This window comes from Peribacillus sp. NPDC058075, from assembly GCF_042885195.1.
In the GTDB taxonomy this organism is placed as follows: Bacteria; Bacillota; Bacilli; order Bacillales; family DSM-1321; genus Peribacillus.
In genome coordinates, this window is record NZ_JBHVSL010000002.1 from 533,003 (window position 1) to 549,201 (window position 16,199).

The 16,199-nt window shown below is 42.7% G+C and carries 16 protein-coding genes and 1 pseudogene; 6 read left to right on the forward strand and 11 right to left on the reverse strand.

Features of this window, described 5'->3' with window-relative positions:
• Positions 1–17: 17 nt before the first annotated feature.
• From ACFVS1_RS20345 to ACFVS1_RS20355, 3 genes are all read left to right on the forward strand, one after another.
• Entirely contained in the window at positions 18–683 is a 666-nt protein-coding gene (locus ACFVS1_RS20345) for an amino acid ABC transporter permease (protein ID WP_048685680.1), read from the forward strand.
• Positions 684–694: 11 nt separating this feature from the next.
• The gene (locus tag ACFVS1_RS20350; protein ID WP_286184721.1) at positions 695–1,435 is read left to right on the forward strand and encodes an amino acid ABC transporter ATP-binding protein; all 741 of its coding nucleotides are present in this window, start codon (positions 695–697) and stop codon (positions 1,433–1,435) included.
• A gap of 296 nt (positions 1,436–1,731) precedes the next feature.
• The gene (locus ACFVS1_RS20355; protein WP_387550039.1) at positions 1,732–3,384 is read left to right on the forward strand and encodes a glutamine--tRNA ligase/YqeY domain fusion protein; all 1,653 of its coding nucleotides are present in this window, start codon (positions 1,732–1,734) and stop codon (positions 3,382–3,384) included.
• Positions 3,385–3,447: 63 nt separating this feature from the next.
• Here the strand turns inward: ACFVS1_RS20355 and ACFVS1_RS20360 are convergent, their stop codons facing one another.
• The 8 genes and pseudogenes from ACFVS1_RS20360 to ACFVS1_RS20395 all read right to left on the reverse strand — a co-directional run.
• Positions 3,448–4,302 (reverse strand): STAS domain-containing protein, encoded by an 855-nt coding sequence (locus ACFVS1_RS20360; protein WP_387550041.1) that lies wholly within the window; start codon positions 4,300–4,302, stop codon positions 3,448–3,450.
• A 22-nt stretch (positions 4,303–4,324) separates the two neighbouring features.
• The gene (gene msrB / locus ACFVS1_RS20365; RefSeq protein WP_387550043.1) at positions 4,325–5,284 is read right to left on the reverse strand and encodes a peptide-methionine (R)-S-oxide reductase MsrB; all 960 of its coding nucleotides are present in this window, start codon (positions 5,282–5,284) and stop codon (positions 4,325–4,327) included.
• Between the two features lie 151 nt (positions 5,285–5,435).
• Positions 5,436–6,620 (reverse strand): NupC/NupG family nucleoside CNT transporter, encoded by a 1,185-nt coding sequence (locus ACFVS1_RS20370; RefSeq protein WP_352924267.1) that lies wholly within the window; start codon positions 6,618–6,620, stop codon positions 5,436–5,438.
• Between the two features lie 267 nt (positions 6,621–6,887).
• On the reverse strand, positions 6,888–7,337 hold the full coding sequence (locus ACFVS1_RS20375) for a hypothetical protein (protein ID WP_352924269.1): 450 nt from the start codon (positions 7,335–7,337) through the stop codon (positions 6,888–6,890).
• Positions 7,338–7,461: 124 nt separating this feature from the next.
• Positions 7,462–8,700 carry a sensor histidine kinase gene (locus ACFVS1_RS20380; RefSeq protein ID WP_352924270.1) on the reverse strand — a complete coding sequence of 413 codons (1,239 nt, stop codon included), beginning with the start codon at positions 8,698–8,700 and terminating at the stop codon, positions 7,462–7,464.
• A gap of 10 nt (positions 8,701–8,710) precedes the next feature.
• Positions 8,711–9,382, reverse strand: coding sequence for a response regulator transcription factor (locus ACFVS1_RS20385; protein ID WP_387550046.1), 672 nt, complete (start codon positions 9,380–9,382; stop codon positions 8,711–8,713).
• A 97-nt stretch (positions 9,383–9,479) separates the two neighbouring features.
• Positions 9,480–9,842, reverse strand: a complete 363-nt coding sequence (locus ACFVS1_RS20390) for an ABC transporter permease (protein WP_387550143.1) — start codon at positions 9,840–9,842, stop codon at positions 9,480–9,482.
• Positions 9,843–10,061: pseudogene (locus ACFVS1_RS20395) on the reverse strand (ABC transporter permease); the annotation flags it as partial.
• Between the two features lie 380 nt (positions 10,062–10,441).
• Here ACFVS1_RS20395 and ACFVS1_RS20400 point away from each other — a divergent pair.
• Together ACFVS1_RS20400 and ACFVS1_RS20405 are read left to right on the forward strand one after the other, a co-directional pair.
• Positions 10,442–10,780, forward strand: a complete 339-nt coding sequence (locus ACFVS1_RS20400) for a DUF485 domain-containing protein (protein ID WP_241589473.1) — start codon at positions 10,442–10,444, stop codon at positions 10,778–10,780.
• A gap of 14 nt (positions 10,781–10,794) precedes the next feature.
• Positions 10,795–12,333, forward strand: a complete 1,539-nt coding sequence (locus ACFVS1_RS20405; protein ID WP_387550049.1) for a solute symporter family protein — start codon at positions 10,795–10,797, stop codon at positions 12,331–12,333.
• A gap of 107 nt (positions 12,334–12,440) precedes the next feature.
• Here ACFVS1_RS20405 and ACFVS1_RS20410 read toward each other — a convergent pair whose 3' ends face one another.
• The 3 genes from ACFVS1_RS20410 to ACFVS1_RS20420 all read right to left on the reverse strand — a co-directional run bounded on the left by ACFVS1_RS20410 (position 12,441) and on the right by ACFVS1_RS20420 (position 14,752).
• Entirely contained in the window at positions 12,441–12,890 is a 450-nt protein-coding gene (locus ACFVS1_RS20410; RefSeq protein ID WP_241589471.1) for a threonine/serine exporter family protein, read from the reverse strand.
• Positions 12,891–12,906: 16 nt separating this feature from the next.
• The gene (locus tag ACFVS1_RS20415; protein WP_207438687.1) at positions 12,907–13,662 is read right to left on the reverse strand and encodes a threonine/serine exporter family protein; all 756 of its coding nucleotides are present in this window, start codon (positions 13,660–13,662) and stop codon (positions 12,907–12,909) included.
• 283 nt (positions 13,663–13,945) lie between these two features.
• Complete coding sequence (locus ACFVS1_RS20420) at positions 13,946–14,752, reverse strand: alpha/beta fold hydrolase (RefSeq protein ID WP_387550052.1); 807 nt, start codon at positions 14,750–14,752, stop codon at positions 13,946–13,948.
• A 165-nt stretch (positions 14,753–14,917) separates the two neighbouring features.
• Here ACFVS1_RS20420 and ACFVS1_RS20425 point away from each other — a divergent pair, with 165 nt between their 5' ends.
• Positions 14,918–16,180: a dicarboxylate/amino acid:cation symporter gene (locus tag ACFVS1_RS20425; protein ID WP_352924279.1), complete on the forward strand. Its 1,263-nt coding sequence runs from the start codon at positions 14,918–14,920 to the stop codon at positions 16,178–16,180.
• The last annotated feature ends 19 nt before the right edge of the window (positions 16,181–16,199 follow it).

The window sequence follows — 16,199 nt, forward strand, 5'->3', positions numbered from 1 at the left end:
GAAAGGGAGTCATTACATTGCCAAGTTTTTCACATTTTTTTGATACATTATTTAGCTCCTCGGACGTGTTCATCCGAGCCATGCTCCTCACATTGGAACTGACGGTAGTCTCCATATTGGTTGGTATCGTCATCGGGTTGCTTTTTGCACTTTTAAAAATATCCAATATAAAAATTCTTGCATGGATTTCAGATACATATGTATTCCTGGTACGTGGAACACCTTTAATCGTACAGATATTCATACTCTATTTCGGTATCAGCAATCTCTTCTTACTGCCGGACTTCTGGGCGGCGTCACTTGCCCTGGCCTTCCATAATGGAGCTTATATCTCAGAGATTCTACGTGGTACGATTCAATCCATCGACAAAGGTCAAATGGAGGCCGGACGCTCCCTTGGCATGAGCAATTCGCTCACCTTAAGGAGAATCATCTTGCCTCAAGCCTTCCGCCGCGCATTGCCGCCGCTTGGCAACCAATTCATCATCGGGCTCAAGGATTCTTCACTGGCAGCTTTCATATCCATGAATGAGCTGTTTAATGTGGCGACTACGTTAGGCTCGAATAATTTCGATGAAATGACTTATTTATTGATTGTAGCGGTCTACTACTTGATTCTAGTGGCTTTCCTGACCATCATCGTCAATTTATTCGAAAAGAAACTGTCCATTAGTGATCGATAGGGGGAATTGAAATGGAACAAAAAGAAATGATTCGGATAAGGAATTTAAATAAATCGTATGGAAACCTGCATGTACTTAAAGATATTGATATGAAGGTACTTGATAGCGATGTTGTCTGCCTGATCGGACCAAGCGGTTCCGGAAAAAGCACCCTGCTCCGCTGTTTGAACTATTTAGAGAAGAAAGACAGCGGCCAAATCCTCATTGAAGGAACGGAAATCAATCCGGGTACCCATGATATTAATAAAATCCGCGAGAAGGTCGGAATGGTATTTCAGCATTTCTACCTCTTTCCTCATATGACCGTACTGGAAAATGTCATCGAAGCACCGACACACGTCAAAAAGGTCCCTAAGACCCAAGCAATTGAAGAAGCAAAAGCATTGCTTGCAAAAGTCGGCTTATCGGATAAAGCGGATGTCTATCCAAGCAAGCTCTCAGGCGGCCAGAAACAGCGTGTTGCCATAGCCCGCGCCCTAGCCATGAAGCCTGATATCCTGCTCTTTGATGAGCCCACCTCAGCTCTGGATCCCGAACTTGTCGGGGAGGTTCTTGCCACGATGAAGGAACTTGCCTTGGAAGGGATGACAATGGTAGTCGTTACACATGAAATGAGCTTTGCCCGTGAAGTCGGGGATTGGATTGTCTTCATGCATAATGGGAGGGTTGTCGAAAGCGGACCGCCAAAAGAATTCTTCACCAATCCAAAGGAAGAGCGTACAAAAGAATTTTTGCAAACGACAGTCTTTTGATTTTAATTCTTAAATCTGTCTGTTAGCGAGATTATAAGCAATACAGGCGTGAATTCCTGTATTGCTTTTTTGAATGGAAAAGGATTTATTGGTTTTTTTACTATCCAGTTAGGCAGTTCCCTATTACATGATTACAGTTTCAGGGATATTTCGGCTATGATTGTACAAACTAAATACTTGATGAATTGTTTCAGATAAACCCTGATTCCGGCTCGAACATGGAAAAATATCTGTATTTATGGTATATATACAGGTAAAATTAAAAGAAGTATATAAATGAAAGAGGTCGAATTCAGTTGGAAAATAACTCTTCGAATTTTATTAAAAATATTATAAAAGATGACCTAGAGTCCGGAAAACATGATCATGTCATCACCCGCTTCCCTCCTGAGCCGAACGGATATTTACATATCGGGCATGCCAAATCAATCATTTTGAATTTTGGGGTGGCTGATGATTTCAATGGGAAAACTAACCTTCGTTTCGATGATACGAATCCATTGAAAGAGGATATTGAGTTTGTCAACTCCATCAAGGAAGATGTAAAATGGCTCGGTTACGACTGGGATAACCTTTTCTTCGCTTCCGACTATTTTGATGAAATGTATAAAAGGGCTGTGCTGCTCATCAATAAGGGACTGGCATATGTGGACGATCTTAATGCCGACCAAATCCGTGAATATCGCGGAACGCTGACAGAGCCGGGGAAAGACAGCCCCTACCGCAATAGAACCGTCGAGGAAAATCTTGAACTATTTGAAAAGATGCGCAGCGGCGAATTCGAAAACGGCGCAAAAGTATTGCGTGCAAAAATCGATATGGGCTCACCTAACATTAATTTGCGTGATCCCGTCATATACCGTATCTCCCATACTGAACACCATAATACCGGCAACAAATGGTGCATCTACCCAATGTATGCCTTTGCCCACCCAATTGAAGATGCCATCGAGGGAGTCACACACTCCATTTGTACGCTTGAGTTCGAAGATCAACGCCCTCTTTATGACTGGATCGTTGAGAATTGTGAAATGGAAAGCAAACCAAAACAATATGAATTTGGCCGTCTTAACCTGACCAATACAGTAATGAGCAAGCGAAAACTGAAGCAGCTTGTCGATGAGGGCTTCGTGGACGGCTGGGACGACCCGCGGATGCCTACTGTTTCAGGCTTGCGGAGACGCGGGTATACACCCGAAGCGATTCGTGCATTCTGCCAAGAGATAGGTGTCGCCAAAACAAGCGGTGTCGTGGACTCTCAGATGCTTGATCATTTCGTACGGGAAGACTTAAAGCTGAAGGCTCCACGGACTATGGCCATCCTGAACCCGCTTAAAGTGGTCATCACCAACTATCCGGAAGGCGAGATAGAATGGCTGGATGCCGAGGTCAATCCGGAAGTTCCGGAAATGGGCACACGCCAAATCCCGTTTTCACGTGAAATTTATATCGAACAGGACGATTTCATGGAAAACCCGCCGAAAAAGTATTTCCGACTTTTCCCGGGCAATGAAGTTCGTTTGAAACATGCTTATTTCATTAAATGTGAAGAAGTGATAAAAGACGATGCCGGTAACGTCATTGAACTTCGCTGCACATACGATATTGAAACGAAAAGCGGATCTGGCTTCACTGGCCGTAAAGTGAAAGGTACATTGCACTGGGTCGAAGCTTCACAAGCCGTTTCAGCGGAATTCCGCAACTATCAGCCTTTAATCTTGGACAAGGAAAATGATGAAGAGGAAGAAAAATCATTCCTGGACCGGGTAAACCCTGATTCTATAGAAATTTTACAAGGATTTGTCGAGCCTAACATGAAAGATGTTAAGCCTCAGGATAAATTCCAATTCTTCAGGCATGGCTATTATAATGTTGATTCAAAACTCACTGCTGCCAATCACTTGGTCTTCAACCAAATCGTTGGGTTGAAAAGTTCATTCAAGTTATAGAATCACGGAAAAGAACCAGATTCCTATTGGGATCTGGTTCTTTTCGTTTGCTGCACCCTTATATCATTTTTTCTCGTAAAGTTTGATCCCTTGCTTGGAAAGGGCCTGTTTAAGAGTACTATGTGTCGAAACCTGACTAAAATCAAGACCTAACTGAATCGATGTCTGGGCCACTTCAGGACGAATCCCGGAAATGGTCGATTGAATGCCTAACAGGTTCAGGGTACTTATCAATTGATAGATCTGTTGGGCAACCATCGTATCTAAAAGGGATACCCCCGATAAATCGATGAATAAGTGTGTGATATTTTTGCTAATGCATTTGCTTGGAGTCCCATTCAAAATTTCCCTTGCCCGATAGGTATCGATTTCCCCTATTAACGGCAATACCGCAATGGCATCAACAATGGGAATGACAGGTGCGCCCAGTTCATTAATCAGCTCCTGTTGAGCAAGGAGTCGTTCTTTTGTCAAAAGGTAATACTGCTCAGTGAACTCACGGTTCAATTGATCGAAGGCACGATTAATAAGCCGGCTCCACCGGATGATTGTATCCTTCGTTATCTTTGTATCCATCAGCATATAATCAGTGATGAAGGCCCAATATGTTTCGCGAACCTTATTAAGCGCTTCCAACACTTCGTAAATAGGGGTGTCCGATTCAACCCTGCTCTTCGCAACAAGTGTGGCCCACTGCTCCATCGTTTCATTAAAAGCAGTTTTATCTTCAAGTAAAGCACTGGTCACTGTCTTGATCGTCAATGTATTCTGTTCCCTAAGCAGCTTTTCGATTTCCTCATTAGAATCTATTGAATAGATGGATCCAGACTGCTTTTCCCTTAAAGCCAGCCAGTTTTCCGTAATCTTGGATGAGTTACCAAGGATATATCGATATAAATGTTCATCTATTTTATCCATTTGTGTTCCCCTATCTCCCTAGTTATTTCATTTTAAAAAGTAATAATAAGTCTCCATATCCCTCTTTCTCCATTTCATTTCTAGGAATGAATCGAAGGGCAGCAGAGTTTATGCAATATCTCGTGCCTTTAGGACTTGGGCCATCAGGAAAAACATGTCCAAGGTGGGAATCGGCTTCCCTGCTGCGTACCTCGGTCCGGGTCATTCGGTGGCTGAGATCGATTTTTTCATTGACACTTGCCGACATGATGGGCTTCTTAAAGCTAGGCCACCCACAGTCGCTATCATACTTCTCCCGCGAACTGAATAGGGGCTCCCCAGAAACGACATCCACATAGATGCCTTCTTCAAAATGATCCCAATAGGCATTATCGAAAGGCGGCTCCGTGCCATTTTCCTGGGTGACATGAAACTGACTCTCCGTTAAGGTCTTTCTAAGGTGTGCATTATCCTTAGGCCAATTTTCTTTACTGAAGGCATCCCGCCCTGAGCCTTTACGATACAATGCATAGCGAAATTGATTTTTCCGATAGAACTCTTGATGATATTCCTCAGCGGCGTAAAATTCCCCCGAGGGTAGAATACCCGTAACAATAGGTTTCATAAACCGCCCGCTCATCATTAAATCTTCCTTCGATTGTTCTGCCTCCTGTTTCTGACGTTCATTAAGATAGAAAATGGCTGCCTTGTATTGCTTTCCCCTATCCGAGAACTGTCCATCGTCATCCGTAGGATCAATTTGGCGCCAAAATATCTCCAATAAAGTTTTATAGGAAATGATTGATGGATCGAATACCACTTGAACCGCTTCAACATGATCGGTCGAACCGGCAATCACTTGTTTATAACTAGGTGCGGCAATTTTGCCGCCTGTATAACCTGATGTCACTGAAATAATACCATCCATTTCATCAAAGGGAGCAACCATGCACCAAAAGCAGCCTCCTGCGAAGATAGCTGTTTCTTTTCCATCCATCGTCATCTTAAAACCCCCCTTTCACGCCTGTCATTTTATGTATTATATACCAGCAAGCCAAACACCTTCAAATTCAAAATTGTTTCTATCTGCTTTACATATATAAAAGAGGCACTTAGGAGTAAACCCAAGTGCCCTTTTATGTTCGATCTGTTATTTAAAGTATCACACTTACAATGATCGCCGATAGGATGCTGACAAGAGTCGCACCGTAAAGCAGCTTCAAGCCGAAACGGGCTACAACATTTCCCTGTTTTTCATGAAGTCCTTTAACTGCACCGGCAATGATTCCAATTGATGAGAAATTAGCGAATGAAACCAAGAATACAGAAACGATCCCTATCGTTCTTTCGCTCAAGGCTGCTGATGCGTCGCCTAAGCTCAGCATGGCAACGAATTCATTGGTTACCAGCTTCGTCGCCATGATTCCGCCAGCAGTCACGGTTTCTGAAATCGGTATACCCATGATAAAGGCAAACGGTGCAAAGATATACCCCATGATGTCTTGGAAGCTAATGCCGAAGATCATGTCAAATACGCTGTTGATCCCTGCGATTAAGGCAACGAAACCAATTAACATCGCTGCTACAGTGATAGCAACCTTAAATCCATCCATGATATACTCCCCAAGCATTTCGAAGAAAGACTGCTTCTCTGCCCCTTCTTCAACAGGTAGAATATCCTCTTCATCCGTTACGGTATAAGGATTGATAATGGATGCGATGATAAATCCACCAAACATGTTAATAACAATGGCCGTCACAACGTACTTTGGTTCAATCATCGTCATATATGCACCGACAATCGACATCGATACAGTTGACATGGCTGATGCACAAAGCGTATACATGCGAGATGGCGGAATGGCACCGAGTTGTTTTTTCAAGGTTATGAAAACCTCGGATTGGCCCACTATGGCCGATGCAACCGCATTGTAAGATTCCAATTTACCCATTCCATTCACCTTACTTAGAAGGAATCCAATCCACTTCATGATGAACGGAAGGATTTTGAAGTGCTGTAAAATCCCGATTAAAGCTGAGATGAATACGATAGGAAGAAGGACATTTAAAAAGAAGGGAGATGCTCCTTCGTTTACAATCCCGCCAAATACAAAGGTGATTCCTTCATTTGCCCATTCTAAAAGTTTTCCGAAACCATCGGCAATCGAATTGATGATCACTAAACCAAACTTCGTGTTCAATAATAAATAAGTTAAAACAAGCTGAATGACCACCATGAGGATGATCGGTTTAATTTTAACTTTCTTCCGGTCACTGCTGGCTAAGATAGCTAGTCCAAAAACAATAAGCAGTCCTAAAATTGCAATCAGAAATTTCATTTATTCTGCCTCCACTAAGGGTGAATTTAATGTTCGTGCATTAATAGTAGGATACCCTCAAAAAACTTATGCAAACGTTTTCTCTTTCATCCAAAATACATGTACGTACCTCTCCAGAAGTCTATATTAAACTAATATTTTTTTAAGTGCAATTATTATTTCCCTTTTTAAAATAACAATTAGTGACAATAGTGGGTTTCGTGAATTGAAAAAGAAGGCTCCCCCTTCCTAAAGGAACCTTCTCTATCCTCAAATAGTATCGACTATTTAGGCAGCTGTTTTTCTGGATATCACCGTTGTCGCTAATCCAACGCCTCCAATTACAAAGATGATGATGGTTGCGGCCAAACTGCCTGCCCCTTGATAAAAGTCGATGAATTTCCCTGCAAAAGAGTCTCTGTCTTGGAAACCGCCACCGCTTGGCATTTCCCCTGAAGTCCCGGAACCATTTGGCCCGCCTTGTGGAGTGCCCTGCGTATCATTAGATGCCGTTTCCGTAGATGAATCATCGGTCGCCGTACTGCTATTAGCCATTTCTTCCGTATCCTCCGTTTTTGTTGTGTTGCTGTCGGCAGGCATACCCATCACCGCTTGTCGGTTCATGGTTTCAGCGCCGCTGCCATCCATATACATCATGATCCCGATGACTGCTTGGGCCATTAAAAGGACCGAAGCCAATATTCCAACAAAAAAGTGTAACCTACCAAGTCTTTTCATCAATGATTCCCCTCCGAAAATAAATGATTTATTAGATGATAATCTAAAAAGACCCTTAATTTCCCCTTAAGCAACAAGGAAGAAAGTAAGGGTCTTTTCGTATTGGGTGGCATCTAAAGGTGGATTAATTTTTCCTTTGATTCCTCGGAAAAGTGATTTCAAAACGGGTGCGTTCATTCTGTTCACTTGTAACCTTGATGCTCCCTTGATGTGTGTTTACAATCCATTTGGCTATGGATAAACCTAAACCAGAGCCTTCATTTTCTGAACGGGATTGCTCGACTTGATAAAAACGGTTAAAAATCAAGGGGAGTTCTTCCTGTGGAATGCCTTTTCCATTATCCTCTACAGTAAGAATGATGGATGAGGCATTCTTGATGCAGGATAGGGAAATCTCCCCGCCTTCCTCGGTAAATTTCATGGCATTATCCACCAAGATCACCAATAGCTGATGAATTCTCTCTTTATCACCATGAAACACCACCTGCTCGGGAGCATGGCTAATGATTGATTTCTCTTGAAAAGAGGCGATATCCGTATACTGTTCCACGATATCCATAAGTAAGTCATCAAGGAAAAAGTTCGATTTCTTAACCTCTATTTGATTCGAGTCCGTTCTGGTCAAGGTCAAAAGTCCGTTAACAAGCTTATTCAATCTCCGGACTTCTTTCGAAATGATGGATATATCAACGGCTTTTTCCTCGATTGTCGCGTTAGGTGATTGAAACAGCAAATCAGCCCTCGATTGAATGACAGCAAGCGGCGTTCGAATTTCATGCGAAGCATCCGAGACAAACTGCTGCTGCTGATCCCAGGATTTTTTGACCGGTATCAAAGCCCGTCCTGCCAGAAGATAGCCTGCGCCCACCGCCACTAGACTTCCAATTCCTCCACCAACAAACAATATGAGCAGCAGGCGATCGAGCATATCCTTTTCTGTATCCACATTCCTGATGAATTGTACGGCCATCTCTCCATACCCCGTATCGACCTGGGTGGAAAGGGCCCGATACGTATATCCATTCACCGATATCTCTTCAATCTCATCAAATCTTTCAGGGTAAAATTCCGATTCATTAACCTTAAAAAAATTATCTACACTCAGTCTTGGCTCAATGATCGTATCATCCGGTCCCCAAACGATGACACTTGGCCCCGGCCCTAAGAGAAACTCACCTTGTGGACGTCCGCCTGGCATGCCTCCATTATTGAAATCCCTGTAATCCTTTTTAAGTGAATCATTGACATCCTTATAGATCTGATTTTCCGTATAGAAATAAATTGTTCTGCTTAAAATGGCTATTAAGACAATAAAGACGATAGAATTCAATAATGTTAGTTGAAGCCGTGTTTTTTGGAACATAATGATCCCCTTATGGTTGTTTTAGCATATAACCAATTCCGCGTACGGTTTGAATATCTTTATGATAATTGAAAGGTTCCAGCTTTTTTCTAAGATGGTGGATGAACACTTCGACAATGGCAATCGTCGTATCTGAATCAAACCCCCAAATGCGGTCGAAAATTTGCTCACGGGTCAATATTTTCCCATTATTTTGAATTAGGTACTCCAGTAATTCAAACTGTTTCAAGGTCATTTTAATGACCTTTCCATCTACCAAAATATCCTTTTCCTTTTCCAACAGTTCAATACCACGGTATTTCACATGCTGCGCAAGCGATATAATGCCGCTCCTTCGAAGCAGGGCACGAATCCTGGCCTTAAGTTCCGGTGCCTGGAAAGGCTTGACTAAATAATCATCGCCACCCATTTCCAATCCTCTGACACGATCCTCAAGCGCATCTTTTGCCGTCAAAAACAAGACACTTGTATCGATTTTTGCTTCCCTGATTTTCCGTACGATTTCAAATCCATCGATTCCTGGAAGCATTACATCCAAAATGATGATATCGTATATACTTTGCTGAGCCAGAAATAGCCCATCTTCCCCATTATCCGCTGTATTGACTTCATATTCATCCGTCAGAATCTGTCGGATCGATTCTAATAATGAAACATTATCTTCTACCACCAAAACCTTCATTCAGGGTACCTCCCAGCCGCTTCAATTGTGATATATATGTTGATTTTATCCTTTTTCATATGCAAAAGAAAGCTGGCTTTTAATCGCCTGCTTTCTCTCAATTTGTATGTTCATTCGTGACGCAGTGCTTGAATGAAATCAATTTTGCGATTCCCAATCCAATTCCTACTCCCAACAATCCCCCTAAGCAGCTCAAGACCATCGCTTCTATTAAAAACTGTAGAAGAATCGATTTCCGATTTGCCCCAATTGCATTTCTAATTCCGATTTCCTTTGTCCTCTCCGAGACGGAAACCAACATGATATTCATGATTCCAATTCCGCCTACCAATAACGAAATACTGGCAATGCCGCCAAGCATGAGAGTGAACGTATCCATCAGATCTTCTTGATTGGTCACCGAATAGTTATCACCCTGTTCCGGGAATGATGTGGTCATCGTACCTTGTACCTGGTACATCGCCCTATCTATGATATTCTCATTCTTCGCTTTTAAATATACGGTTCCGATTTTTGTGCTGCCTGCAGCCCGTTCGGCAGTGGTGATCGGTGCAATGATTACATCATCCCCGCTCAATCCCATTGAGGTGCCTACCGATTTCAGCACACCGATCACGCGATAGGAAACGCCGCCGATGAGAACGTTCTGGTCCACCGCTTTTTGATTTTCAAAAAGCGTATGAGTTAGGCGGTGAGACGGTTAAGGCACTTCAAGATGTCTGTCAGCATTGTCCTTCATGAAAAACCAAGCGCATCCCCCAATCGCCAGCACTAAAACCGTACCTATCATCATCAACTTTTTCATCACTTTACTCCTTTCAGATTTCCTTCGTTGAAACCAGTATCGTGAAAGAAGCTTAACTTTTCCTTAATGGCTACGTGTCCGATTTCAATCAGCAAGCAGCTTTTGCTTGTACGTAACCATAAAAACTATGTCGAACGAAAAATGCCTTATTTTCAGCATTTAAATTTACAATATATTCTGAAAATTATATACTGATACTGTTACCGGAAATTGGTAATCAACACCAAATCATTGATGATGAAGGGGGAACCAACTTGGCATCAAACGATTCAATCGCTAAGGAAACCGAGGCAAGCGCTTCCACGGACTACACCAAGATCGTCCAATCACAATCTTTTCAAGAGCTCTTAAGGAAAAAACGCAATTTTATCGTCCCGCTATCCATCTTTTTCATGGTATTTTATTTCACCCTGCCCATACTAACTTCCTATTCTAAAGTTCTTAACTCAATTGCTTTCGGAACAATCAGCTGGGCCTGGATTTTTGCCTTCGCTCAATTTGTCATGACCTGGACATTATGCATCCTCTATTCCAAAAAAGCTGCAACATTTGACCAATTAGTAGAAAAAATCGTTAAAGAAGCGAAAGGATAAAAGGTGAATTCACAATGAATATACTTGCTTTTATATTATTTCTAATCATTGTAGGGCTAACATTGGTCATTACCTATTTTGCTTCAAGGCGCACCAAAACGACCGCGGACTTTTATACGGCTGACAGCAGCCTTACTGGCTGGCAGAATGGCTGGGCCATTGCGGGAGATTATATGTCCGCCGCCTCATTTTTGGGGATAGCCGGCATGGTCGCACTCTCTGGATTTGATGGTTTCTTCTATAGCATAGGTTTTCTCGTTGCGTATCTGGTCGTTCTTTATATCGTGGCCGAACCGCTCCGTAACCTTGGCAAGTATACATTGGCTGACATGATCGCTGCCCGTTTCAATGAAAAGAAAGTACGCGGGGTTGCTGCCCTTAACACCATTTCCATTTCAACCTTTTATATGATCGCCCAATTAGTCGGTGCAGGTGCCCTTATAAAACTCTTACTTGGAATTGATTATCTTTACTCCGTCATCATTGTAGGTATTTTAATGACCGTATATGTCGTATTTGGCGGTATGACGGCCACCAGTTGGGTCCAAATCGTTAAAGCGGTATTATTGATGGCTGGTACATTCATCATCTCCATCATCGTGTTGTCGAAATTCGACTTTAGCGTGATCGAGATGTTCAAGCAAATGAAAACAGCCACCCCTTTGGGCGGGGATTTCCTCAACCCAGGTAACAAATTCAAGGATCCTTTGGATACTTTATCCCTTAATTTAGCGCTTGTACTCGGTACAGCTGGACTGCCTCACATTCTCATCCGTTTCTTTACGGTGAAAGACGCCATCACAGCCCGTAAGTCCGTAGTATATGCCACGTGGATCATTGGCATCTTTTATATAATGACCATTTTCCTTGGCTTTGGAGCTGCAGCTTTTGTTGGATACGACAAAATCATTGCCGCGAATGCAGCCGGTAATATGGCTGCTCCGCTGCTTGCCGAAGCCATTGGGGGTGACTTCCTGTTCGCCTTCGTCTCTGCTGTTGCTTTCGCAACCATTTTAGCGGTTGTAGCAGGTCTCGTCCTGTCGGCAGCATCTGCTTTTGCCCATGACTTCTATGGCCACATTATCCGGAAAGGCCAAGCCACTGACAAGGAACAAGTCGTTGCTGCTCGTTGGGCATCCATCGGAGTATCCGTCCTTTCCATCATCCTTGCCTTATTTGCCCAAAACATGAATGTCGCTTTCCTTGTTTCACTTGCCTTTGCCGTCGCTGCCAGTGCCAATCTGCCAATCATTGTCTTCACGGTATTCTGGAAACGATTCAACACAGCCGGGGCTGTCACGGGCATGATAGTTGGACTGGTCAGTTCTTTATTGCTTGTGTTCCTAAGTCCCAATGTCTGGTCACCTGTAGAGGGAGCGGCAATATTCGTAGGGGAGCCATTATTCCCGCTTGCCAATCCAGGCATCATCTCCATCCCGATTGGTTTTATAGCAGCCATCGCCGGAACACTTCTGTCAAGCAAGAAAGCTGATGCCAAAAAATACGACGAAATCTTGGTCACGGCTAACACCGGCATGAAAGATCCTATATAAGCTAGATTTATTATTATTTTAAAATATCAAAAAGAGAAAGGAGATCAGGGTGTTCGACCTGCTCTCCTTTCTCTTTATTTAGAACATATTCATCAGGAAGATTCCCGCTAGCTTCTCAATCTTAACTTCCTTCTATTGTACTTCGTTACTACCTGGTTCATGACTTCTGCAAAGATCAGCCCCATCGCAATGGCACCAGCCAGCATGAAGACCTTGGCTGCCAGCTGAACGGCGACATAAAAATCATTTCCGACAAAATGCTTCATCGCATCATAAGACAAACCTCCAGGCACAAGGGGGATGATTCCCGATACATTGAAAATCGTAATCGGCGTTTTATACCTTTTAGCAAAATACTGGCTGATGACCGCAACGATAAATGCAGCCGTTAATGTTGCAATGATGGTGTTTATCTCATTTTCAACCAGAACAAAATATATTATCCACCCTAACATCCCTACGAAACCACAATGAAACAATGAATTTTTTGGTACATTGAAGATGACTCCAAAGGCTGCTGAGGCAATGAAACTTGTAATAAGCTGTGCAATCATCATTCTTCCTCCCCTAAAATCATAAGAAAACAAACGCAGCCGATATTCCTGCCCCAATGGCTAAAGCAGTCAAACCTGCGTCAGCACCCTTGGATAGACCCGAAACCAAATGCCCTGCAATTAAATCCCTGGCTGCATTCGTAATTAACAGTCCTGGCACAAGCGGCATCACCGCTCCGATGATTATCGTGTCCAAATGACTCCCCACTCCAATCTGGACAAAAAACATAGCTACTAATCCTACGACTAAAGAGGCGATGAATTCAGCAAAAAAACGAACTTCCAGTAACCAGTGCAAATAAAGCAGGCATGAGAATCCCATTCCTCCAGCTATACAGGACCAGATGAAATCATTCCACTGTCCTTGGAACATGATTAAAAAGCAGCCGCTCGCGATGAATGCAGCAAAGACCTGTACCCACATGGGATACCCCATCCCGGCCTTTTCGATTTGCTTTAACCGTAAATATGCTTCCTCCGGTGTCATTTCCTTGCTGGAAATGCTTCGGGATATACTGTTAACCAGCGTCACCTTATGTAAATCTGTAGATCGTTGGGAAACTCGGATCAATTTTGAAGCTGGGTGCATACCATCCAGCGAAAAAATAATTCCAGTAGGGGTCGAAAAACTGTGTGATTCACCGCACCCAAACGCTGCAGCGATCCTAACCATCGTATCTTCCACCCTTGATGTTTCTGCTCCGTTCTGAAGCATGATTTTTCCCGCAAGTAAACATACATCTATAATTTCATTGTATGGTAAACGATCATCCATTTTATCCTCTCCATCACTTCCTGCATGAGTTTCTCTCAATAACAGATAACGATCACACCAATTTAAATCCACCTCATAATAGCCCAATTCCTGTGAAAAGGATATAAAAATATTACCTATTTAATTTATCAATTTCATTAACCTTCCCTACTATCTTCCTTAGTACCAGTATTCCCTTTATTTCCTGCAGAAACCGTTCAGTTGAAAGAAAATTCAATTATATCCATAATGAAAAGGAGTGCAGACACGGTCACTGCATCCCCTTTTTTCCTATCCTGTACGACTATACTCCTTTTTGAATGAAGCAATCCACTGTTTCATTAAACAAATCGCTTTCTTCCATAAATGGACAATGACAGCTATCTTCAAAGATTACTAGTTTGGAATTCGGAATGTTTTTATGCAAATGCTCCCCTGCAGCTACAGGAATGACCTTTTCATGCCTTCCAAAACAGAGAAGTGTCGGAATCTTGATTTCTGGCAAAAATTCACGATAGTCCACAATCGATTGGTCAAACAGAATGCTGCTGGCGATGGATTCCGGCATTTTGGTCACTTCCCCAAGCATCCAGCTTGCATCCTCTGCAGATAATTCATTGTTGAACATGGAAGCAAGGAAGCTTTGCAAAAATGGGGAACGATTCGTTTGAATTTCAGTCATGAAGGCAATCAACGTGTCCATATCAAATGCGCCGATATTAAAATCTGGCCACTTGAAATCAGATGCCAATTCATCCACAATCACAGTTGAATGAATATTTTCCTCACCGAACTGCTTAAGATACTCCCAGACTACAAATGCCCCCATCGACCAGCCTACAAGTATGACATCTCTTAATCCCAGTTCACCTATGAACGCATGAAGATCTTTTGCATAAACGGAGACCGTATTTCCGTAATGTACATGATTTGACTGGCCATGGCTTCTTAAATCAAGTAAGATCGTTCTATATTTTTCTGAAAAGTACGGAAGCTGCCTTTTAAAGAACCGGCTGCTCATCCACACACCATGGATAAAAATAATCGGTTTCCCCTGGCCCTTTTCTTCATAAAACAACCGAACGCCTTCTTCCACCTCAATAAATGCCATTCTATCCCTCCTTCTTGATATTTCACCATCCATTCCCCATTATTATTTATTGCATTTCTTCTTTTAACATTCCTTCCTTTAAAAATATATTGTCAAACCTGATTTTAGAGTTGATAATGAAGTATATTTTTATTGATATCTTCATCCTGAAAGGACGGAATTTTAATGAAGAGTTTTATCAAAAACTATCGATCCTCTTTAATACTGCTCACCGCCATTATTGTCGGCGGGATAGCGGGTGTCGTTTTCGGGGATAAAACCTCGATCATACAGCCTCTAGGGGACTTATTCTTAAATCTGATGTTCACGATCATCGTGCCATTGGTATTTTTCAGCATTGCTTCAGCGATTGCCAATATGAGCGGAATGAAGCGTCTCGGAAAAATCATGGGAAGTATCGTTCTCGTATTCCTGACAACAGCCGCTTTGGCCGCCGTCATTGGGTTTATTGGGACAACCATTGTCAATCCGTTGGAAGGCACAGATACGACAGCCATTAAAGAACTGATGGAAAACAGTTCCCCTGAAGAGACCATCGAAGAAGTATCTTTCTTCAGTCAACTGGTCAACACGGTAACCGTTTCCGATTTCCCAGAACTGTTCTCCAGAAGCAATATGCTTCAGCTTATCGTTTTCTCAGTACTAATCGGACTTTCCACTGCACTCGTCGGTGAGAAAGCAAGACCGATTACTGAGTTTTTGACAGCGGGTACAGCTGTCATGATGAAGGTTGTCAAAATCGTCATGTACTATGCTCCAATTGGACTTGGTGCTTATTTTGCGGCGATTATCGGGCAGCTTGGACCGCAGATTTTAGAAGGCTATGCTCGCACTTTCATTCTTTATCTAGTCTTGGCCTTGATTTATTATTTCGGCTTCTTCACTTTGTATGCCTTTATTGCAGGCGGGAAAGATGGAGTTAAACTATTTTGGAAAAATGCCCTGACACCATCCATTACAGCCATCGCGACTTGTTCTAGTGCCGCATCCATTCCAGTCAATCTTGAATCAGTCAAGAAAATGGGCGTGCCTAAGGATATAGCGGAGACTGTCATCCCACTCGGAGCCAACACCCATAAAGATGGTTCGGTATTCGGCGGTGTATTGAAAATCGTTTTCCTATTCAGCTTATTTGGAAAAGATATGACAAGCATTTCTAGCATATTAAGTATACTTGCTGTTGCCTTTTTGGTAGGAGCTGTTATGGGTGCCATTCCTGGGGGCGGCATGATTGGGGAAATGTTGATTCTTAGTGTATTCGGCTTCCCTGTTGAAGTCCTGCCGATCATTGCCGTTATATCCACGATCATCGATGCTCCCGCTACACTGCTCAACTCAACGGGAAACACGGTTTGTGCCATGCTTGTCACACGGCTTGTTGAGGGAAAGAACTGGTTAAAGCAAGCATTCGTTAAAGAAGCTGTATGATTCTATAACTGAACTGACT